Annotated in this window: 19 protein-coding genes and 1 pseudogene; 10 read left to right on the top strand and 10 right to left on the bottom strand. The window is 38.6% G+C overall.

All coding sequences use genetic code 11. From position 1 onward, the window contains the following. Window position 1: 1 nt before the first annotated feature. Window positions 2–3,097: a UvrD-helicase domain-containing protein gene (locus tag CJ263_RS08925; protein ID WP_094996947.1), complete on the bottom strand. Its 3,096-nt coding sequence runs from the start codon at window positions 3,095–3,097 to the stop codon at window positions 2–4. Between the two features lie 120 nt (window positions 3,098–3,217). Here CJ263_RS08925 and CJ263_RS08930 point away from each other — a divergent pair, with 120 nt between their 5' ends. Further along, the gene (locus tag CJ263_RS08930) at window positions 3,218–3,826 is read left to right on the top strand and encodes a superoxide dismutase (RefSeq protein ID WP_094996948.1); all 609 of its coding nucleotides are present in this window, start codon (window positions 3,218–3,220) and stop codon (window positions 3,824–3,826) included. Window positions 3,827–4,477: 651 nt separating this feature from the next. Here CJ263_RS08930 and CJ263_RS08935 read toward each other — a convergent pair. The 4 genes from CJ263_RS08935 to purN all read right to left on the bottom strand — a co-directional run bounded on the left by CJ263_RS08935 (window position 4,478) and on the right by purN (window position 8,639). After that, window positions 4,478–6,376, bottom strand: coding sequence for an amidophosphoribosyltransferase (locus tag CJ263_RS08935; protein ID WP_094996949.1), 1,899 nt, complete (start codon window positions 6,374–6,376; stop codon window positions 4,478–4,480). A 41-nt stretch (window positions 6,377–6,417) separates the two neighbouring features. Further along, window positions 6,418–7,344, bottom strand: coding sequence for a PfkB family carbohydrate kinase (locus tag CJ263_RS08940; RefSeq protein ID WP_094996950.1), 927 nt, complete (start codon window positions 7,342–7,344; stop codon window positions 6,418–6,420). A gap of 90 nt (window positions 7,345–7,434) precedes the next feature. Then, window positions 7,435–8,070: a ribonuclease H1 domain-containing protein gene (locus CJ263_RS08945; protein ID WP_094996951.1), complete on the bottom strand. Its 636-nt coding sequence runs from the start codon at window positions 8,068–8,070 to the stop codon at window positions 7,435–7,437. Next, the gene (gene purN, locus CJ263_RS08950; protein ID WP_094996952.1) at window positions 8,070–8,639 is read right to left on the bottom strand and encodes a phosphoribosylglycinamide formyltransferase; all 570 of its coding nucleotides are present in this window, start codon (window positions 8,637–8,639) and stop codon (window positions 8,070–8,072) included. The genes CJ263_RS08945 and purN overlap by 1 nt, the downstream gene beginning before the upstream one ends. Window positions 8,640–8,898: 259 nt before the next feature. Here purN and CJ263_RS08955 point away from each other — a divergent pair, with 259 nt between their 5' ends. The 6 genes from CJ263_RS08955 to CJ263_RS08985 all read left to right on the top strand — a co-directional run bounded on the left by CJ263_RS08955 (window position 8,899) and on the right by CJ263_RS08985 (window position 13,938). Beyond that, complete coding sequence (locus CJ263_RS08955) at window positions 8,899–9,132, top strand: acyl carrier protein (protein ID WP_047247024.1); 234 nt, start codon at window positions 8,899–8,901, stop codon at window positions 9,130–9,132. Between the two features lie 108 nt (window positions 9,133–9,240). Next, window positions 9,241–10,491 carry a beta-ketoacyl-ACP synthase II gene (gene fabF / locus CJ263_RS08960; RefSeq protein WP_094996953.1) on the top strand — a complete coding sequence of 417 codons (1,251 nt, stop codon included), beginning with the start codon at window positions 9,241–9,243 and terminating at the stop codon, window positions 10,489–10,491. Between the two features lie 7 nt (window positions 10,492–10,498). Beyond that, on the top strand, window positions 10,499–11,230 hold the full coding sequence (rnc, locus tag CJ263_RS08965) for a ribonuclease III (protein WP_094999181.1): 732 nt from the start codon (window positions 10,499–10,501) through the stop codon (window positions 11,228–11,230). Between the two features lie 117 nt (window positions 11,231–11,347). Next, window positions 11,348–11,815: an IPExxxVDY family protein gene (locus tag CJ263_RS08970; RefSeq protein ID WP_094996954.1), complete on the top strand. Its 468-nt coding sequence runs from the start codon at window positions 11,348–11,350 to the stop codon at window positions 11,813–11,815. Between the two features lie 2 nt (window positions 11,816–11,817). Beyond that, on the top strand, window positions 11,818–13,260 hold the full coding sequence (gene pyk, locus CJ263_RS08975; RefSeq protein ID WP_094996955.1) for a pyruvate kinase: 1,443 nt from the start codon (window positions 11,818–11,820) through the stop codon (window positions 13,258–13,260). Window positions 13,261–13,506: 246 nt separating this feature from the next. Then, a complete protein-coding gene (locus CJ263_RS08985) occupies window positions 13,507–13,938 on the top strand; it encodes a COG2426 family protein (protein ID WP_188669441.1) in 432 nt (143 codons plus the stop codon). Window positions 13,939–13,974: 36 nt separating this feature from the next. Here the strand turns inward: CJ263_RS08985 and dinB are convergent, their stop codons facing one another. Continuing rightward, the gene (gene dinB / locus CJ263_RS08990) at window positions 13,975–15,078 is read right to left on the bottom strand and encodes a DNA polymerase IV (RefSeq protein ID WP_094996958.1); all 1,104 of its coding nucleotides are present in this window, start codon (window positions 15,076–15,078) and stop codon (window positions 13,975–13,977) included. 28 nt (window positions 15,079–15,106) lie between these two features. Between dinB and CJ263_RS08995 the strand changes: the two genes are divergently transcribed. From CJ263_RS08995 to CJ263_RS09005, 3 genes and pseudogenes are all read left to right on the top strand, one after another. After that, complete coding sequence (locus CJ263_RS08995; protein ID WP_094996959.1) at window positions 15,107–15,778, top strand: NAD(P)H-binding protein; 672 nt, start codon at window positions 15,107–15,109, stop codon at window positions 15,776–15,778. Beyond that, complete coding sequence (locus CJ263_RS09000; RefSeq protein WP_094999182.1) at window positions 15,771–16,238, top strand: CYTH domain-containing protein; 468 nt, start codon at window positions 15,771–15,773, stop codon at window positions 16,236–16,238. The genes CJ263_RS08995 and CJ263_RS09000 overlap by 8 nt, the downstream gene beginning before the upstream one ends. 70 nt (window positions 16,239–16,308) lie before the next feature. Continuing rightward, window positions 16,309–16,727 (top strand): annotated as a pseudogene (locus CJ263_RS09005) (YciI family protein). A 42-nt stretch (window positions 16,728–16,769) separates the two neighbouring features. Here CJ263_RS09005 and CJ263_RS09010 read toward each other — a convergent pair. The 4 genes from CJ263_RS09010 to pheS all read right to left on the bottom strand — a co-directional run bounded on the left by CJ263_RS09010 (window position 16,770) and on the right by pheS (window position 20,727). Next, a complete protein-coding gene (locus CJ263_RS09010; protein WP_094996960.1) occupies window positions 16,770–17,912 on the bottom strand; it encodes an AEC family transporter in 1,143 nt (380 codons plus the stop codon). Window positions 17,913–17,917: 5 nt separating this feature from the next. Next, on the bottom strand, window positions 17,918–19,111 hold the full coding sequence (locus CJ263_RS09015) for a pyridoxal phosphate-dependent aminotransferase (protein WP_094996961.1): 1,194 nt from the start codon (window positions 19,109–19,111) through the stop codon (window positions 17,918–17,920). Between the two features lie 159 nt (window positions 19,112–19,270). Beyond that, on the bottom strand, window positions 19,271–19,666 hold the full coding sequence (locus CJ263_RS09020; protein ID WP_094999183.1) for a hypothetical protein: 396 nt from the start codon (window positions 19,664–19,666) through the stop codon (window positions 19,271–19,273). A gap of 41 nt (window positions 19,667–19,707) precedes the next feature. Next, entirely contained in the window at window positions 19,708–20,727 is a 1,020-nt protein-coding gene (gene pheS / locus CJ263_RS09025; protein WP_094996962.1) for a phenylalanine--tRNA ligase subunit alpha, read from the bottom strand. Window positions 20,728–20,741: the final 14 nt, after the last annotated feature.

The following is a 20,741-nucleotide window of genomic DNA, read 5'->3' on the forward strand; positions in this document are numbered from 1 at the left end:
ACTAAATATATTCTACAGTTATAGTTTCGTTAATATAAGCAATGATTTTGTTTTGAACTTTATATCCCATTTCTTCATAGGCGTTTGCATAGGACTCTAATTGTTCTTTGTACTTAGTGTTTTTTCTCCCTGTTTTATAGTCAATAATATTGACGGTATCTTCCATAAGTACAACGCGGTCCGGTATTAATATTGACCCGTCCGACACCAATAGTTCTTTCTCGTTATAAACGGTGTTGCCTTCCGCGTAGAATCCAATTAAATCTGGGTGCTTTATCAATTCAAAAAGGGTTTTATGTACTTTATCTAACGATGATTCGTTCAAAAGCCCCTTTTTAAAAGCCTTTTCAATGGCCGACTCCAGATCATTTCCGGAGATTACACTTTCTAGGATATAATGATAAACATTTCCTTTTTCCAAGGCGATTTCCCTTCCGGTATCCCAAAGCATTCCCGCTTTGGTGTGAATTTTAAAAGTGTCCCTGTCTTTATAAGAGTACAGGTAGGGAACCGTAATACTTGACTCTTTTTGAGTTTCCCCTTTAGGAGACACGACTACTTTCCCAAAATCATACTCCAAAATTTCCTCATTCCAGACACCTATATCCTTTAAATATTTTATAAATAGCCCTGATAGGTAATCGGTCTTATAACCACCGTCTTTATTTAAATCTTGATAGCTTATAATATATAGGGAATTTACTGCTCTTGTAAGGGCTACGTACAATAGGTTATATGCATCCAATTGTAGTCTTTGATGCTCCATTTCAAAAAGCTTTGAGCCAACCTCACCATAATTTTTAACCTCTTGTTTTTTGCTGATAAGCAACTCATCAAAACCCATAAATACATTTGGATCAACGGGCATCCAAAGCTTAGGGTCTATTTCTTCGTATATTTTGGTATTCGCATAAGGAAGAATAACTACAGGGAATTCCAATCCCTTGGATTTGTGAATGGTCATTACCTGAACTGCGGGAGTATTCTCCGGAGTACTTATACTTAACACATTGGCCTTTAGTTCCCAATTGTTAAGCAGGGACTGAACATCGGTACCATGGCGCTGCTCCATTTCGAAAACAAAATCCATAAAGGACAGAAGGTGCGCGTCAGATTCTGGTGCTAGGTCAAAAACCTTTATGGCATGCTCCATGGTGTCCAAAAGTGATCGGCCTTGAACCCCATACACGTCAAAATTATATTCACCCTTTAAAAATGACTTGAGGTGGTCCAAATGCTGATATATGAATTCATGCTTGTCTTCTTTAGTTTGTGATAAGTAGTCCAGTATGCTGTAATTGGTTTCCCTGTCATCCGTAATCTGCACAAATTTGATTAAGGAAATTAAAAACCGAACCTTTGGACTACTGGAAAGCAAGAGGGAATCCGAGGATATCACCGGAACGTCCTTGGACATCAAAAAATCCGTGAGTAGTACCGCTTGTTTCTTTTTACGTACGATGATGCATATATCGCCATATTCAAAACCCGCCTTTAAGGATTGTTCAATGGCATCCATGACTTGAGAAGCATAAGCGTCATCCTCTTCTTCCTTAAGAAAACTTAGTTTGACATATCCACCGACCTTGTTGTTCGTTTCCTGTTGGTTTCCCGCTTTAAAAAAATCCTTGTAGAATGGATTTTCTAAAAGGGAACTAATGTTTTGAAAAAAAGCGTTGTTGAAACGGATGATCTCGTCATAGCTCCTAAAGTTCTTGGGAAGTTGATAGGTCTCAGCCGTAATGGTAAACGGACTATTTTTTTTAGTGGCAAGATCTAAAAACTGTTCCGCCTTACCACCGCGCCAGCGATAAATTGCTTGTTTGGCATCCCCCACCAAGAAGAGTGACCCAGACCTGCCCTGCTCATCCGTGCCCTCCAATGCATTTGCAATTAAAGGGACCAGGTTATTCCATTGCATTTCTGAAGTGTCCTGGAACTCGTCTATAAAATAATGTCGATACTTTTCCCCCAGTCGCTCATATATGAAAGGTGCAGGCTGATTTTTTATTTCTTTGGAAATAATTCGATTAAACTCTGAAATCGAAAGTTGATCCTTCTCTACCTGTATTTGTTTTAGTTCATTCTCAATGGTATTGAGAAGCGTTAAAGGAACAAGATTACCGTAAATATTGACAAGAAAACCTCTCTGATAAATACGTTCCTTTATGGCCAAGTATTTTTTTAGTATGCTTTGGGCAAAGTCTTCTGATGGATTTTCCAAACCGGCTTTGAGAATTTTGCCTTCTATCAAATTGTCTTCTAATTTATTACTGTAAAGTACGGACGGACTAAGAACTCCCTCAAGAATTTTCTTAAAATGGTTGGGCAGTGTCTGTCTAGGAAAATCAGATTCGTTAATTCCTGAGGAACGTATATAGGAAAGCGCCTCTTCGGCAATTGCATGTATGTTCTTTTCAGTTAATACTATCAGCGACTGTATATGTTTTTGAAGTTTCAGAAAATCGGAAATTTGCTTTTCCCTGAAACGGTGAAGATGGAACGTGTTTGTTTCGTCCAAGAGAAGTTTTCCTATTTTAAGAAGGTCATAACCAATATCCCAACTTTTATCATCGTCTATTTTCTCCATGGCAAAATCCATAAGGATTTTGGTAAGTTCCTTGTCCTCTCCTGCTTTTGATAAAACCCTGGATACGGCCTCAGAGAGTAATAGGTCCATGTCAAGGATCACTTCAAAGTTTTGGGGCAACTTTAAATCTCTGGCAAAAGTTCTAATAAGCCTATGTGTAAATTTATCTATGGTAGAAATATCAAAAAAGGCATAGTTGTGCAGTATTTCCTTTAAACGCAATTTGCATAAATTACTAAGGGATTCCACGCTTAACTGTAAATCATCCATTAACTCTATGAAGAGCGGGGGGGCGGTTTCCAAGGAACGAACTTTGCCAAAAGAGAAAAGGCTTTCAAGAATTCTGAATTTCATTTCATTTACCGCCTTATTGGTAAACGTAATGGCCAAAATTCTTTTGAAACTATAAGGGGCGGATAGTGCAATTTTAAGATATGCCTTGGATAAGGCATAGGTCTTTCCGGAACCAGCAGAAGCATTATATATCTTAAACGGACTTTCTTGCACCTATTTTTACCTGCAAAATAAGGATTATGCAACAGTTCTTAACAAATTATTGGGTTAATATAAATGTTAAAATCCGTAAATTTGAGGGACAATAAGTATTAATCTAAAAACAAATAAATTATGGCTTTTCAATTACCAAATTTGCCCTATGCATATGATGCTTTAGAACCACATATAGATGCTAGGACAATGGAAATACATCATACAAAACATCATAACGGGTATACCACAAAACTAAATGCGGCTATCGAGGGAACCGATATGGATGGTAAATCTATAGAGGACATTCTTTCCGGATTGGATATGGACAATACCGCGGTTAGAAACAATGGAGGTGGTTTTTATAATCATTCGTTGTTTTGGACTATCCTTTCTCCAAACGGTGGAGGAAAACCCTCCGGTGAACTGGCAGGAGCAATAGACGATGCTTTTGGTTCTTTTGATGGTTTCAAGGAAAAATTTTCAAATGCTGCAGGATCAAGATTTGGATCTGGTTGGGCTTGGTTATGTGTGCATAAGGGAGGTAAAGTAGAAATTTGCTCTACACCTAATCAAGATACACCCATTATGCCTGGTGTTGGCTGTGGGGGACATCCCATTTTAGGTCTTGATGTGTGGGAGCATGCTTATTACCTAAATTATCAAAACAAACGTCCAGAATATATCGATGCTTTTTTTAATCTTATCAATTGGGATGAAGTTTCAAAATTATATTCAGCCAATAAATAAAATAGGCTCATAAAAAAACTTAATAGGAATTAAGACAACCACTTATGGAGTAATCTGTAAGTGGTTTTTATTTTTTAGAATAGAAAAGGGCGGAGAAGTCTCCACCCTTTTCGTCCCAAATCTTACCATAAACTTAACCTACTTATGCTATGGCAATACTAAATTACTGGTATTGTGGGAAATAAAAAAAGAAATGTTAAAAAAAATTACATTCTCTTGTTTAAGGGGCTGTTAATCAAAAGGTATCCATCCTTATTGAATGTAAAATAAAAAAGGCGGAGCATTGCTCCACCTTTTTTCCCCAAATCTTACCATGAACTTAACCTACTTATGCTATGGTCCTTCAAAGATATGTTCAAAGAATACACTAGTAAAAGGAATTGGTTGAACAGCGTAAACCTTAGTTGAAATACCTAAGTTGTATTATTATCCTACAGTAGATGAAAGTTGAACTGATTGGAAATGTAGAAAATAAAAAAGGTGGAGAGTCCTCCACCTTTTTTGCCCCAAATCTTACCATGAACTTAACCTACTTATGCTATGGCAAGCTTAAAAGTAAGATTAGTCTTATCTGAAAAGCCATTACATCGACGAAATGCATTTTTCTCCGATGAAGTGCTTTATTGTTAAGTTGAAACGATATTTTATCAATTAGTAAGCTCTTTCATTTTTACCCTCATAAAAATTAATAAAGGCGCGATTTACTACCCTATTTCCACCTGGTGTAGGATAATTTCCAGTAAAATACCAATCGCCTAAATTCTTAGGGCATGCTTCATGCAGACTGGATATGCTTTGATAAATTATCTGTACTTCTGCCCGGATATCGGCAGGACTTAGAAGTTGTCCTATTTTATGTGAAATCGTTTTGGCACTAAATGGCGCATATATCTCTTTTACATAATTGACAATATCTATGTCTTTTGACTTTACTTGGTTAATACATTTTTCATAGACCTCTTGTATAATGTGCATGCTATCGTTTTCTTTATGTAAAGCCAAAGCAGCCCTAAATGCTATGAAATCCTCCAGTTTGGCCATATCAATACCGTAGCAGTCTGGGTACCTTATCTGGGGTGCGGAAGACACCACGATTATTTTTTTGGGGTTTAGCCTGTCAAGTATTCTTAAAATACTCTTTTTGAGTGTAGTTCCCCTAACGATGCTATCGTCGATAATAACCAGATTATCGCCCTCTTTTACAGAACCATAGGAAATGTCATAAACATGAGCAACTAAGTCGTCACGACTATCGTCTTGAGTAATAAACGTTCTAAGTTTGGCATCTTTAATGGCAACCTTTTCAATTCTGGGTCTTACCTCTAAAATTTCATGTAGTTCCTCCCTAGTAATTTTGGCACCGATGGATAATATTTGCTCTTCCTTTTTTTTATTCAGGTAATTTTGTGCCTCTTTGACCATTCCAAAGAACGAAGTCTCTGCCGTATTGGGAATATATGAGAAAACAGTATTCTTAATGTCATGGTCTATGGCGTTAAGAATTTGAGGGAACACCAGTTTTCCCAACATTTTACGCTCTTGGTAAATTTCCTTGTCGCTACCCCTGGAAAAATAGATGCGTTCAAAGGAACATGCTTTGCGCTCCCTAGGCTCCAGTATTTCTTTTATTTTGGTTGTACCGTTCTTTTTTATAATAATGGCATTTCCTGGTTCCAACTCTTGAACCTCTTCAAACGGAACATTGAAAACTGTTTGAATTGCGGGTCTTTCAGAAGCAACTACAACAATCTCATCATCTTTATAGTAATATGCAGGTCTAATTCCTGCTGGGTCACGCAGAACAAAGGCATCTCCATGCCCTAATAGACCAGCCATGGAAAAACCACCATCAAAATTCTTTGCCGCTCTTCTTAGGATTTTGGATACCTTTAACCTTTCGGCAATAATTGGCGAAGCTTCCTGTTTGCTATACCCTTCCTTTTTTATCTGCTTATAGAGCTTGGCCACGGCATCGTCCAAGAAATGACCTATTTTTTCCATAACGGTCACCGTATCCGCCATTTCCTTTGGATGTTGACCTAATTGAACCAAATTATCGAATAGCTCATGAACATTGGTCAGGTTAAAATTCCCAGCAACAATTAAGTTTCTGTGCATCCAGTTGTTCTGTCTTAAGAAAGGATGGACGCTTTCGATACTGTTTTTACCAAAGGTTCCATAGCGGACATGCCCTAACAGTAGTTCTCCAATGTATGGAATGTTCTTTTTTTGTAGCGCCACATCGTTTTCGTACTCAGGATGCTCTTTGAGTTCATTATTGATACGCTCGTTAATTTGCGCGAAAATATCCTGTATGGGCTGTTGTTGGCAAGATCTCACCCTGCTCATATAACGCTGTCCTGCGTCTACGTCCAATTTTATGCTCGCAAAGCCAGCACCATCCTGTCCACGGTTATGCTGCTTTTCCATCATCAGGTACATCTTGTTGACCCCATAAAAGGCCGACCCATACTTTTCCTTGTAATATTCAAGTGGTTTGAGCAATCGGATAACGGAGATTCCACACTCGTGCTTGATAGCGTCACTCATTGGTATATGTATTAAAAAAACCCCAAGGATGGGGCGCGGGGTTATTGTAATTCAATTTCAAATTGTGTTAATGCCTTGAACTGATGTAATCTTCGGTTTATCTCGTCCCGATCAAGGTTTAGCATGCGTTCGGTTCCAAATTTCTCGACAGAGAATGAAGCTAGATTAGATCCGTGGATGACGGCTTTTTTCAAATTTTCAAAAGAAACGTCATCCGATGCGGCCAAATAGCCCGCAAAACCTCCGGCAAACGTATCTCCGGCTCCTGTGGGGTCAAAGACATCCTCTAGCGGTAGGGCAGGGGCAAAAAATACTTGTTCCTCATGGAAAAGTAAAGCTCCGTGTTCCCCTTTTTTAATGACCACATAATCAGGACCCATTTCAAAAATATTCTGCGCGGCCTTTACCAGGGAATATTCCCCGGTTAACTGCCTGGCTTCCTCGTCGTTTATGGTTAAAACGTCTATATGCTTGATTACTTCCTTTAATTCTGGTAAGGTATGGTCCATCCAAAAATTCATCGTATCCAATATGATGACCTTTGGTCGTTTTTCCATTTGATTAATTACACTCATTTGGATATTTGGGTGCAAATTTCCAAGCATGACCACATCGGAATCTTTGTAGTCATTAGGAACGACAGGATTAAAGTCGGCCAAAACATTGAGTTCGGTGACCAAAGTATCCCTAGAATTCAGGTCGTTATGGTATTTTCCCATCCAGAAGAACGTTTTACCTCCGGGTACGATTTCCAAACCGGAGATATCTATGTCCCTATGGGATAGCAAGTCCAAATATTCTTGTGGAAAATCCTCCCCTACTACGGAAACGATTGCAGAGTCCACCTCAAATTGAGAGGCTGCCAAACCTATGAACGTAGCAGCACCACCAAGAATTTTATCCGTCTTTCCAAATGGAGTTTCTATAGCATCGAACGCAACAGTACCTACAATCAAAAGCTTACCCATAAAGTATATCAAAAATGAAGTTGCAAATATAAGGATTTGCCAAGGGAATTAAGATTGATAGGGCAGTACATTTTTAATAGTTATCAAGAATTACTTTCTCCCAAAATCCGCAGGAATTTCTCCCCAAGCCTTGGTCTCCCATTTTACAACGGGAGTTTGATATTGGTTTGTTTTTAACCATTTTTCAGCCCTTTTTATCAAATCGAACAACGCTTTATTTTTCTGGTTTTCCGTGAGTTTGGTATTACATTTTTTCTTTCTAACCCAGCTCATGGCCGTGCGGGAGTCGGTATAAATTATCCGGTCACTGTTCCTTTCTTTCAGAAATGCAAGACCATGCACGATGGCCAAAAATTCTCCAATGTTGTTGGTGCCCTGCTCAAAGGGTCCTTGTTTAAACAATTTTTTTTGGGTCTTGGTATCCACTCCTTGGTACTCCATAACTCCAGGGTTTCCGCTGGATGCTGCATCAACCGCAATGGAATGATAATTAGGTTGGCCGATTTTCAAAAGTTCCGAAGGTGAAAGCTCTGACTCTCCCTTCTTCTTGCCCTTATAGTCTTGGTAATTTCCATTATAGGCCTTTTTGGCCAATTCAAATGTGGTGAAAGATTTATATTCGGCACCTTTTACTCCTTTTATGGCGGCCTTGCAGTCGTCCCAAGTGTCATAGATCCCGGGTCTTTTGCCCTTCCAAACTACATAAAACTTGCTCTTTTTTCCCATTAGAACAACAATTCTTCAATCACCTTTGGAAAGAATTCGTACTCCAACTGATGGACTTTACTGGCAATGTCCTCTGGAGTATCCTTTTCAAATACTTTGGTTTTCACCTGTTTTATTACAGCACCCTCGTCATAATTGGCATTAACATAATGTATGGTAATACCGGTTTCGGTTTCTTTATTTTCTTTTATGGCATTGTGCACGTTCATTCCATACATGCCTTTGCCCCCGTATTTTGGCAATAAAGCGGGGTGGATGTTGATAATTTTGTTTGGAAAGGTTTCAATAATGTTTTCCGGTACTTTCAAAAGAAATCCCGCAAGCACTATGAGATCCGGATGAAGTGCCTTTAAAATATTCAAAACAAACTCGCTTTGAAAAAAGGCGTGTCTGTTAAAATAAATTGCATCAATACTTAACCGGTCGCAACGCTCCAAAACTTTAGCGTTCCGCTTGTTTGTAAATACGGCTTCAACATTAACTCTGTTATCATTGCTAAAGTAGTTGGCAATATTTTCTACATTAGACCCGGAGCCGGAAGCAAACAGCACAATTTTTTTTGTATCCAAAAGATGTAAGGGTTGTTTTGAGATGATATTTTCTTCAAAAGTTTAAAACAAAAGAAATCAGAAATATAGTAAGTGCCAAGTATATTTTGATAAATGAACCTTTTCAAGACTTCGGTTTGGTTTAAAAAATTATGGTATTATTTAAGGTTGTATGCTTTTTATTTTCTTAAATTACATTACATTTTAACGACAATTAGTGTAATTAATCCAAAGTTTTATATTTTTGCCTTCAATTTAAATTTTTAAAACCAATATTATTATGTCAGACATTGCATCAAGAGTTAAAGCTATCATTGTTGATAAATTAGGAGTTGACGAAAACGAAGTGGTATCAGAAGCTAGCTTTACCAACGATTTAGGGGCAGATTCATTGGATACTGTTGAGTTGATTATGGAGTTCGAAAAGGAATTCGATATTCAAATCCCTGATGATCAAGCTGAGAACATCGCAACAGTTGGCCAAGCCATTAGCTATATAGAAGAAGCAAAGTAATTTGATGATTTCTTAAATAGAATTCAAATTATCCATGCGGTAAATGCTCCGCATGGATAATTTTTTTTAATTTACCTTCAGTTTATTTATAAACTAAAAATAAGTTCAATGCAATTAAAGCGAGTTGTGGTTACCGGGTTGGGTGCTCTTACGCCAATTGGTAACAATATTGAGGAGTATTGGAACGGTCTTGTAAATGGAAAAAGTGGGTCCGCACCTATAACCTATTATGACACTGAAAAATTCAAGGTAAAATTCGCCTGCGAACTAAAAAATTACAATACAGAGGATTATTTTGACCGAAAGGAAGGACGTAAACTGGATAGGTTTGCACAATATGCCTTAATTTCCTCTGATGAAGCTATTAAAGATTCCAAGCTAGACTTGGATAAATTGGACAAGTTTAGGGTAGGAGTTATTTGGGGGGCAGGTATTGGTGGCCTTGAAACCTTCCAAAATGAGGTAATGAACTTTGCCCAAGGTGATGGTACCCCCAGATTCAATCCATTTTTTATACCTAAAATGATTGCAGATATAGCCCCAGGGCATATCTCTATAAAGCACGGTTTCATGGGACCAAATTACACCACGGTTTCAGCATGTGCTTCTTCCGCAAATGCACTGATAGACGCATTGAATTATATACGTTTGGGCCATTGTGATGTTATCGTATCCGGTGGTAGTGAAGCAGCGGTTACCATTGCGGGTATGGGAGGATTTGGTGCTATGCATGCACTTTCTACCCGAAATGAAAGTCCGGAAACGGCATCCAGGCCTTTTGACGCTACTAGGGACGGTTTCGTTCTTGGTGAAGGTGCAGGGGCTTTGATACTTGAGGAGTATGAACACGCCAAGGCTAGGGGCGCCAAAATCTATGCGGAGGTGGCAGGCGGAGGTCTTTCCAGTGATGCCTATCATATGACTGCGCCACATCCTGATGGAATAGGTGTTGTTAAGGTAATGGAAAACTGCTTGCGTGATGCAGGCATGAGTATAGAAGAGGTAGATGCCATCAATACACATGGTACTTCTACCCCTTTAGGTGATGTTGCAGAATTAAAGGCAATTTCAGAGGTATTCGGTGAGCATGCGAAAAATATAAACATTAATTCTACCAAGTCCATGACCGGACATTTATTAGGTGCCGCGGGAGCTATAGAGGCCATTGCTTCTATTTTGGCCATGGAACACGGAATCGTGCCTCCGACTATAAACCACACAACGGTAGATGAAAATATAGATCCGAGTCTGAACTTAACTCTTAACAAGGCCCAAAAGAGGGATGTTAAGGTCGCTATGAGCAATACCTTTGGCTTTGGGGGGCATAATGCATGTGTTGTCTTTAAAAAAATTGATTAAGACATTTATGACCTTCCCTAAAAATATATTTAATTCCCATTCTAAACAGGATGGGGATTTTTTTTTAGGAATAAAGAAAATATTAGGTTTTAAGCCCAAGCGTTTGGTATTCTACAAAAAGGCCTTTTTGCATAGGTCCATGAACCAAAAGGATGAAAATGGAAACCCTATGAATTATGAACGATTGGAATTTTTGGGTGATTCCATGCTGGGAACCATTATTTCCAAACATTTATATAATGAAGTTCCGGAAGGTGATGAGGGCTATCTGACTAAAATGAGGTCCAAGATTGTGAGCAGGGAACATCTTAACGAATTGGGTAAAGATCTAGATTTAATCAATTACGTAGAAAGTAGAATTCCAAAATCACATTTTGGGGAAAATATCCATGGGAATGTATTCGAAGCCCTTGTTGGTGCTATTTATTTGGATAGGGGATATAAATACTGTGAAAAATTTATCAACAAAAGGGTAATAGAACCTTATGTGGATATTGAGCAATTGGAGGGTAGGGTAATTAGTTATAAAAGTCTAATTATTGAATGGTGCCAAAAGCAAAAGAAATCCTTTAATTTTAATGTGTACGATGATACTGGAAACGATTCGCTAAAGCACTTTGCCGTAAAATTGTCCATAGACGATAATGTTGTAGCAAAGGCGAGGGCTACCTCCAAAAAAAAGGCAGAGGAAAGAGCCTCGAAGAGGGCGTTTTTTGCCTTACAGGATAAAATGAAATAGAAACGTTATAATTACAACAAAACGCTAACGTTTTCGTAACTATAACCACATCTTAAACTTAATTGCCCGTTAGGCTTTATACTTTAATAGTTCTATATTTACCGTTTTTCAGCGCATATGTCCGCAGTATATAAAATAAAGGATGATTTTTTTGATGACACCTTTTTTTTAATCGCATTGCATAGCACTTTGGAGGATTATGCCATTGCATATGGTTTAAATGGTGTCTTAAAGGCAAAATTCAAGAGGAGTAAGGCGGACTTTGATTTGTCGGAAATTCGTTCCTTTCCCTATTATGATTGGGAAGATGAATATAATTGTAGGTATTGGGTGTTGGTTTCCAATCAAAGCTCTAAAAAAGAATTGGTAAGCAACAATGATTTGTTTGAAAATGAAACTACCTATTCTACACCACGATTAATTCCCGAACTCAAGGAAGTGGATTATTTTCTTAAAATTGAGGATGATGACGATACATTGGACGGAGACACTATAATAAAAACCTTATTGGGCATTCCTAACGTAATGGCTGCTTATGAGGTAGATGTGAACAAACTAAAATCTAGAAATAATTTAATTTTTTAATAATGTCAAGCAACAAGAAGACAAAGATCGTAGCAACCTTAGGTCCAGCTACAAGTAAGAAAGAGGTGCTAAAAAGCATGATGCTGGCAGGAGTGGATGTCTTTAGGATTAATTTTTCCCACGCCGATTATGATGATGTAAGGGAACGTGTGAATCTTATTCGCGAGTTAAACGAGGAATTGGAAACCAATACGGCAATATTGGCAGATTTACAAGGTCCTAAACTAAGGGTCGGGGTAATGTCCGGTGATGTTGTGGTAAGTCCTGGAGACGAAATTACTTTTGTGACAGGAGAACCTTTTGAGGGCACGGCGGAAAGAGTGTACATGAATTATAAAGAATTCCCCAGAGATGTTAAACCTGGCGAGCGAATTCTACTTGATGATGGTAAATTAATTTTTGAAGTAGTCACGACAAATGGCGAATCTGAAGTAAAGGCAAAGGTTATACAGGGCGGACCATTAAAGTCCAAAAAGGGCGTAAACCTTCCAAACACCAATATTTCCTTACCTGCACTTACCAAAAAAGATATTAAGGATGCAGAATTTGCAATTTCGCTTGAAGTGGATTGGATGGCCCTTTCTTTCGTTAGGTTTAGTCAGGATTTGATTGATCTTCAAAACATCATTAAGGAGCATTCCCCTCATAAAATTCCCATTATTGCCAAAATAGAAAAACCGGAGGCTGTTGAGAATATAGATAAAATTGTCGCTTACTGTGACGGGCTAATGGTTGCCCGTGGGGATTTGGGTGTAGAAGTTCCTGCACAAGAAGTTCCCTTAATTCAAAAGAAATTGGTGCTTAGGGCCAAAAAAGCGAGAATACCCGTCATCATAGCAACCCAAATGATGGAAACTATGATTACAAGCCTTACCCCTACTAGGGCAGAGGTGAACGATGTCGCCAACTCTGTGATGGATGGAGCGGATGCAGTTATGTTATCGGGAGAAACTTCCGTTGGTAATTATCCAGTACAGGTCATAGAAAAAATGGCAAGTATTTTGGGAAGTGTCGAAGCATCTGAGTTAATAAAGGTACCCCATGACCCACCACATGTACGTACAAATAGATACATCACTAAATCCATTTGTTACCATGCCGCCCTAATGGCGAACGAAATAAAGGCAAAAGCTATTTCTACCTTGACCAATAGTGGATATACGGCTTTTCAAATTTCTGCATGGAGGCCTAGTGCCCACATTTTAGTGTTCACTTCAAATAAACGAATTCTCACCCAATTGAATTTATTATGGGGCGTGAAGGCGTTTTATTACGATAAATTTGTCTCTACAGACCAAACAATCGAGGATGTGAACGGCATTGCTTGCAAAAAAGGTTATTTAGAGGTGGGTGATATGTTGGTAAGCTTGGCGGCCATGCCCATAAAGGCTAAGGGTATGGTGAATACCTTAAGGGTTACTGAAATAGAGACCTGTAATTTTTAAAGAACAAAAAATAATACTGTTTCACAGACCTGATGAATTCATCAGGTCTTTTTTTTGCCTTATAGGTATTTCTTGTTCCGATAGAATAATCCTCCTCTTGGGCCAATCCTTGGAGAATTGTTGGATTAGTATTTACCCATAACTTTAGTTCTTTTTTATGAATTGATATAGGTGGCATAATCGAAGGGATGACTAGCTTCGTAGACTTAAAGTTAACTGTTTGTGATACTTGATTTTCTTTTGGCAATGTTGTGGAGTTTTTCCCCTTTTGGAGAGGCCAAGGTAGGGATACCTTACGGTATGCTCAATGGGTTGAACATCTACGCCGTATTTATTTTTTGCTTTTTGGCAAATGTCCTTGTCTTTCCCATGATGATGTTTTTCCTGGATAAAATCAATGTTTATTTTATACGTTGGCACTTCTATAAAAAATCCGCTTTATTCGTTGCGAGAAGGGCAAAAATGGGGTCTGGAAATAAGATTCAGAAATTTGGTTTTTTTGGGTTGATGTTCTTCGTAATGATACCGCTTCCCGGTACTGGTGTTTATGCAGGTAGCATAGCGGCCTATCTTTTCAAAATTGAACGGCAAAAGGCTTTTTGGGCCAATACCACTGGTATTTTCTTTTCTTCGGTCATTGTATGGTTGGCTACCCTCGCCTCCATGCAGGTAATTTAACTAGCCCCTTTAAATAAAGGACCTTTACCAAAAAAACTAAAAATCAAATTTTAGTTGCACGGAAACAGTTTCCTTTTCCTGTTTTGGCCCTACCTTTTTTTCCGTATTTAAATTGGCTAATGAAATCCCTAAAAGCCTTACAGAGTTCTGTAACTTTTCTTGGTACAACAATTCTTTTGCCGTTTCCAAGATTAGTTTTTGGTCTGATATGAAGTAAGGCAATGTCTTGCTTCGGGTGTTCAAGGTGAAGTCGCTGTATTTTATTTTTAGGGTCACCGTTTTACCAGCTATTCTGGATTTTTTAAGACGTTTTTCCAATTCGTTGGCAATATGCTCCAACCGTTCCAACATAAATATTTCACTACTCAAATTTTCGTTGAAAGTACGTTCTGCTCCCACAGACTTTGGTATCCTATGCGGTTTGACCGGGCTGTTATGAATGCCCCTGACTACTTGATAGTAGTAGCTTCCGCTCTTCCCAAATTGTTCCTCCAAAAACGCAAGGGATTTGGTTTTTAGATCTTTTCCCGTGAAAATTCCCAAACGGTACATCTTATCAGCTGTAACTTTCCCAACCCCGTAAAATTTGCGTATTTCCAGATTCTCCAAAAACGTTTGTACTTCTTCTGGGTTCACCGTCTTTTGGCCATTGGGTTTGTTTACATCACTGGCAACTTTGGCGATGAACTTGTTTATTGAAATACCTGCGGACGCATTTAGACCTGTTTCTTTTAAGATTCTGTCCCTAATTTCTTGTGCAATGAGTGTCGCTGAAGGATTTCCTTTCTTGTTTACGGTGACATCCAAATAGGCCTCGTCCAGCGATAAAGGCTCCACTAAATCCGTATAGTCATAAAAAATAGAACGGATCTGTTTGGAAATTTCCTTATAACGATCAAAACGGGCTTTTACAAAAATAAGTTCAGGGCAGTTCCGTTTGGCCAAAACACTGCTCATGGCACTTCTAACGCCAAATTTCCTTGCTTCATAGCTAGCTGCGGACACTACCCCCCTTTCGGAACTACCGCCTACGGCAATGGGTTTGCCTCTAAGTTCAGGGTTGTCCAACTGTTCTACGGAGGCATAGAAAGCATCCATATCTACATGGATAATTTTTCGTAATGGAAATTCATTGGACATCCTGTAAAATTAAGGTATATTTAATTTGATGGAACACCGCAAAAAAACGGCTATTATTCTTGGAGCTACAGGGCTCACCGGCAGTACTCTTTTACAATTACTTTTAGAAGATTCCCGGTATGAAACTATAAAATTGTTTTCAAGAAAACCTGTGAATATATCCTCGGATAGAATCGAGGAACATCTTGGGGATGTACTGGATTTGGAGCGTTTTAAACCTGTATTTAATGCGGACGAGGTATTCTGCTGTATTGGTACCACTAAGTCAAAAACACCCAATAGGGAACTATACCGAAAGATAGATTTTGGAATTCCTGTAGAGACAGCTCGAATGTGCAAAGCCAATGGCATTGATACCTTTATCGTTATTTCCGCAATGGGGGCCGACCCAAATAGTACTTTTTTCTACAATAAGGTAAAGGGAGAAATGGAGGAGGCCGTCCTGGATATAGATGTACCCAAAACCTATATCTTGCAGCCTTCATTAATTTCCGGGCAAAGGAAGGAAAAACGTGTAGGTGAATGGATGGCCAAGAAACTGTTCAAGGTATTTGAGGTACTGTTCGTTGGCTCATTAAGAAAATATAGGTCCGTTCATCCATCGGAAATAGCAAAATGCATGCTTCTGTTGGCCAATAGGGAACAGGAGAGTGGAAGGATAACTTCCGATGAAATTAAAAAGATGGCAAAAGGTGATTGAAATTGAAAGAAAGTTTCTTGTGAAGTCCATGAATTTTGTTGATGGGGCGGTTTCCAAGACTAAGATTGTACAGGGCTTTTTAAACACCCATCCAGAAAGGACCGTTAGAATTAGAATCAATGGGGAAAAAGGTTTTATGACGGTAAAAGGAAAATCCAACGATTCCGGAACTACACGTTTTGAGTGGGAAACGGAGATTGGACTAAAGGATGCCGAAAAGTTGCTTCAACTTTGTGAAAAAGGAATTATTGATAAGACGAGGTATATGGTTCCATTTCACGATCATAGTTTTGAGGTGGATGTATTCGAGGGGGAGAACGAGGGGCTGATTTTGGCCGAAATTGAACTGTCAAACGAAAACGAAATGTTCCAAAAGCCGAATTGGCTGGGAGAAGAAGTTACGGGAGACATTAAATACTATAATTCACAATTAAGTAAACAACCCTATACTACTTGGTAATATGAAAATGATTTTACCTTTATTTCTTACCATACTTGTCTCTTGTGGTAACCCAAAGTTGGACAGGAAAATGAATGGTACAAAGACAGAAAAGACCAAAACTGCTGCAGAATTGAAGAAGGAATTGATGGATAAAGGATATGAAATCTTTGATTATGTGGATGACAAGACAAAGGATACCGTTTTGATGCAACAATATTACATAGCATTTTTAAAGTCGGGTCCCAATAGAAGTCAGTCAAAGGAGCAGGCAGATAACCTCCAATCCCTTCATTTGGCCCATTTGGGTCGTATGTATGAACTGGGATATGCGGATATTTCCGGACCTTTTGGTGATGATGGGGAAATTAGGGGCATTACCATATATATAACACGCCAACTTTGGAAATGGCAGATAGCCTTGCCAACATGGACCTAATGGTCAAATCGGGTAGATTGGTTATAGAAATACACCCATGGTGGGCGGCCAAAGGATTTCCTTTAAGATAAAATCCTGGGTTTAGCTTAAACAATTCCTTTTATTACAATAAATCAAGTTGCTTCCGTTCTGGTGGTTTTGTAAATGATCCAACCAGATTTCCGTCTGTCTTCCTTTTTCCTTGTTTTGAAAATACGTTTAAGCAAATAAGGTAGTGTACCCACAATAGAAAATATCATACCTAAGACCAATACGGAATATCCATTGGAAAAAAGATTTCCGCTGGATAGAATCCCCAATATGAGAACCGTTGATAAGGGAAAGGATAAAGCAAGAATGTTCACTCCAAAAGTAGCATTGAAGGTCTTCTGTTTCTTTTTAATGTCCATTTCTTGGGAGCCCACGACCGCAATATGTGAAAATGGCCAGAAACTACAGGCACTTAACCCAAATGAAAGTAATAAAAGTATATCCTGTTGTACCGTAATATTTGCAACTAGGATGAATGCGCCTGAAAGGACACTTACAAAGCCAGCCCTTAAAAACAAAAGTGAGAAGATTTTATAAATCTGCTGTTTCTTTACTTTCATGGCCAGCCCGATGAACAATAAAACAAGTGGCGTCATAATAACACTAAGCCTCGTTAACGTATCACTTATGAAAAATGGCAATGACTCCATTTTAAAACCAAAAAATACCAAAATCAAGGCAATGACTATAAAGATATTTACGGGTTCGGAGATCATTGCCATTATCAAAGATTTTAATTTCGAAGCCCTGGATTGGTCGGTAATAGCTCGTTTGCTATAATACCAATTCATGGCCACTAGGTAGAGGATTATCAATACAAACACTTTATTGCCCAAATCTGCCATTGCCGCCTTTGCCAAGTATCCTTCACCCAAAAACTCCAAGACAAAAGGAAAACAGGATAGTCCGGGTGCCAAGGATGGAACCAGTAATCTTGCCGTCCGGTATTCAGGAGTATTTTTTTTAATACCCGTTATGGGCATTACAAATGGAAACAGAAGAAATAGGACAACGTTTAAGCCAAGTGCTAAAAATGGCAAGGAAAGCAGTTCCGCATCTATTTGAACACCTAACAAGGCAATAAAAATGGTTGCAGGTAATGAAAGGTTTAAAATTATTTTCTTGATTCCGGTCAATTCTTCCTTTGATCCAAATTTGAATTTAAGGAGTAGACCAATACCAATAAACAACAAAAAGGTAAATGTCTTTTGTAATGTATAATCCATCTTTTTTAGGCCAAAACGTCAGTAAGTGCAGCAGTAAATATTTTCATTTCATCCATGGTGCCCATACTCACCCTGCACCAATTCTTGCCCATAAATTCGAATGCCCTAACACCTACCTGTTTTGCGCGCATCTTATCCAAGAAAAGTTTCCCATCCATTTCTATAGGAAAAATAATGAAGCTAGTATGTGATGGAACATAATCATAGCCTAATTTGGATAGACTCTTATAAACGTATTCCCTTGCAGCCGCATTTTTTTCTCGTGAAGAATCCTGAAAATCCTTGTCATCCATACTAGCTAGGGCGGCAAAAATTGACGTATAGGAAATGCCCATACCTCCTCGGGTAATTTTTTGAATTTTTTCCAAAGTGGATTCCTGCGCTACAATATACCCTACGCGAAGTCCTGCCATACCATGGATTTTGGAAAAAGTCCTGGCAATGATTACGTCCTTACCTTCATTAATAAGGCTAACCATACTTTGTTTGGCACCATCTTCTAGGAATGCAAGGTAGGCCTCGTCCACAAAAACAGGTACTTTTTCCGAGACCCTTGAACAGAAATCCAACAATTCCTTACTGTCCGTTATACTACCGGTAGGATTGTTTGGGTTACAGATATACACAAGTTTAGTTTCCGAATCTACAGCTTCCTCCATGGCCTTTAAATCGTGTGACCAATCCTCCTTTAGAGGAACAGGTTTCCAACTGGCTCCAGTTGCTTGGGCTACCTGCATAAGCGACATATAGGATGGATCTGCAGAAACTACATTTCCTCCATCAAGAAAAAGGACCATACCGGTTTTTTCCAAAAGATCAGAAGATCCTGGTCCCATCATAATATTTTTTGGGCTTACGCCTTCCTCGACCGCAATTTTATCAATAAGACCGAATAACTCCTTCCATGCATATCGGTTACCTTTAGTGGCAACTTCTCTAAGAGCTTCTACCGCTTTTGGAGAAGGGCCATATGGATTTTCATTGGCATTCAACTTGGCCAATAGTTTGGATTCCTCAGGAAATTCCTTAGGCACAAACTCTTTAAAAAATGGGCTGTACAAAGCGTTTCCTTCCGTATCCAAAGGAATATATGTTTTAGGAACTTCCGAGATTCCCAAGTGTGGAAATAAAGTGATTCCTCCTGCTGTGAGCAATCCCGTTTTTAACCAGTTTCTACGATTTAATTTTCCTGTTTCCATTAGTTCTATATGGTTTAATTAGCTATAGAGACTAATTTAGAAATAGGCAAGTCCAAATCCTATCCTAATAATATAAAAATCAACTAGTTAAAATTTTTAATGAATAATAATAAGGGTATAAAATTATCGATTTGACAATGAAATTGTCAAAAACTGGGGCTATTTTGCGAATATTCCATCCTTTTCGATCAATGGGATAGGTATAAGGTTATGTTCGTTCACTGTTCCTTTTTCAAAAAGAAACCTCCTTTCATAAAGCTTGTGATCCGCATAGTAGGTAACAAAAAACTCATTGTTCAGTCTAAGGACATCTTCTTGAACCAATTCCACTTTTTCGAATGATTTGGCGCCTACTACGCCAATAGCATGTCTCATGGTTGAGGTTTTTACTTGTCCATCATAGCCCTTGGAGACAATAAGAGCCATTTCTATAGGCGTTTTTCGGTTGTTGATGATATAGGCATTCCAGTCCTTGGACAAAAATTCCTTGTTCCATTCGTAAATAAGGGCAATGTAAACGTCTTTTGCTATGGGTATTTCTATGTCTCTTTTCAAAAAGTATTTTTTAGGACTGATAATTTTCAAAAACCCAAAAGTTATAGGGCACTCTTGAATTGCTCTAGAAACCGTATATCGTTTTCGCTCAATAACCTGATATCGCTTATTTGATGTAATAAAAGTGCAATCCGGTCTATGCCCATGCCAAAAGCAAACCCGGAATATACCTCTGGGTCAATTTCACAATTTTTAAGTACGTTTGGGTCGACCATACCACAACCCATGATTTCCAACCATCCCGTTCCTTTGGTCATTTTATAATCTGTTTCGGTTTCAAGACCCCAGTACACATCCACTTCGGCACTAGGTTCCGTAAAGGGGAAATAGGATGGACGTAACCTAATTTTTGATTTCCCAAAAAGTTCAGTGGTAAAGTATTGTAAGGTCTGTTTTAAATCCGCAAAGGAAACGTCCTTATCAATATACAGTCCTTCTACTTGGTGAAAGAAACAGTGTGACCTTGCAGATATGGCTTCATTTCTATAGACCCTGCCAGGGGAGATGGTCCTAATGGGAGGTTTATTGTTTTCCATATAACGCACCTGTACGGAAGATGTATGGGTCCTCAATAATATATCTGGATTTGTTTGGATAAAAAAAGTATCCTGCATATCCCGCGCAGGATGATATTCCGGTAGATTGAGTGCAGTGAAGTTATGCCAATCATCTTCAATTTCGGGCCCTTCGGAAACATTGAATCCAATTCTGGAAAAGATGTCTATAATCTTGTTCTTAACAATAGATATAGGATGTCTGGCACCTAACTCTGTAGGGTTGCCAGGTCTGGTCAGGTCACCAAAGAGTTTTTCTTCGGATATATTACGTTCCAAAGATTGTTTCAGCTGCTCCACCTTGTCGGTGGCTACCTGCTTTAATTGATTTATAGTTTGGCCAAACTCCTTTTTCTGGTCGTTGGGAACATTTTTAAATTCTGCAAAGAAGTCGTTTAAAATTCCTTTTTTACCCAAATATTTAATTCTAAATGCTTCTATAGCATCCATGTTGTCTGCAGTAAACGAGGATACTTCTGCAATTTGCTCCTTTATTTTATCAATCATAGCGCTTGATTAAA

It is taken from the genome of Maribacter cobaltidurans (genome assembly GCF_002269385.1).
GTDB lineage: Bacteria > Bacteroidota > Bacteroidia > Flavobacteriales > Flavobacteriaceae > Maribacter > Maribacter cobaltidurans.

What these genes read in the sequence shown, in the direction of transcription:
- CJ263_RS08930 (WP_094996948.1), top strand. Translation starts at nt 3,218, where the DNA reads ATGGCTTTTCAATTACCAAATTTGCCCTATGCATATGATGCTTTAGAA.
- CJ263_RS08935 (WP_094996949.1), bottom strand. Translation starts at nt 6,376, where the DNA reads ATGAGTGACGCTATCAAGCACGAGTGTGGAATCTCCGTTATCCGATTG.
- CJ263_RS08940 (WP_094996950.1), bottom strand. Translation starts at nt 7,344, where the DNA reads ATGGGTAAGCTTTTGATTGTAGGTACTGTTGCGTTCGATGCTATAGAA.
- CJ263_RS08945 (WP_094996951.1), bottom strand. Translation starts at nt 8,070, where the DNA reads ATGGGAAAAAAGAGCAAGTTTTATGTAGTTTGGAAGGGCAAAAGACCC.
- CJ263_RS08955 (WP_047247024.1), top strand. Translation starts at nt 8,899, where the DNA reads ATGTCAGACATTGCATCAAGAGTTAAAGCTATCATTGTTGATAAATTA.
- fabF (WP_094996953.1), top strand. Translation starts at nt 9,241, where the DNA reads ATGCAATTAAAGCGAGTTGTGGTTACCGGGTTGGGTGCTCTTACGCCA.
- rnc (WP_094999181.1), top strand. Translation starts at nt 10,499, where the DNA reads ATGACCTTCCCTAAAAATATATTTAATTCCCATTCTAAACAGGATGGG.
- CJ263_RS08970 (WP_094996954.1), top strand. Translation starts at nt 11,348, where the DNA reads ATGTCCGCAGTATATAAAATAAAGGATGATTTTTTTGATGACACCTTT.
- pyk (WP_094996955.1), top strand. Translation starts at nt 11,818, where the DNA reads ATGTCAAGCAACAAGAAGACAAAGATCGTAGCAACCTTAGGTCCAGCT.
- CJ263_RS08985 (WP_188669441.1), top strand. Translation starts at nt 13,507, where the DNA reads ATGTTGTGGAGTTTTTCCCCTTTTGGAGAGGCCAAGGTAGGGATACCT.
- dinB (WP_094996958.1), bottom strand. Translation starts at nt 15,078, where the DNA reads ATGTCCAATGAATTTCCATTACGAAAAATTATCCATGTAGATATGGAT.
- CJ263_RS08995 (WP_094996959.1), top strand. Translation starts at nt 15,107, where the DNA reads ATGGAACACCGCAAAAAAACGGCTATTATTCTTGGAGCTACAGGGCTC.
- CJ263_RS09010 (WP_094996960.1), bottom strand. Translation starts at nt 17,912, where the DNA reads ATGGATTATACATTACAAAAGACATTTACCTTTTTGTTGTTTATTGGT.
- CJ263_RS09015 (WP_094996961.1), bottom strand. Translation starts at nt 19,111, where the DNA reads ATGGAAACAGGAAAATTAAATCGTAGAAACTGGTTAAAAACGGGATTG.
- pheS (WP_094996962.1), bottom strand. Translation starts at nt 20,727, where the DNA reads ATGATTGATAAAATAAAGGAGCAAATTGCAGAAGTATCCTCGTTTACT.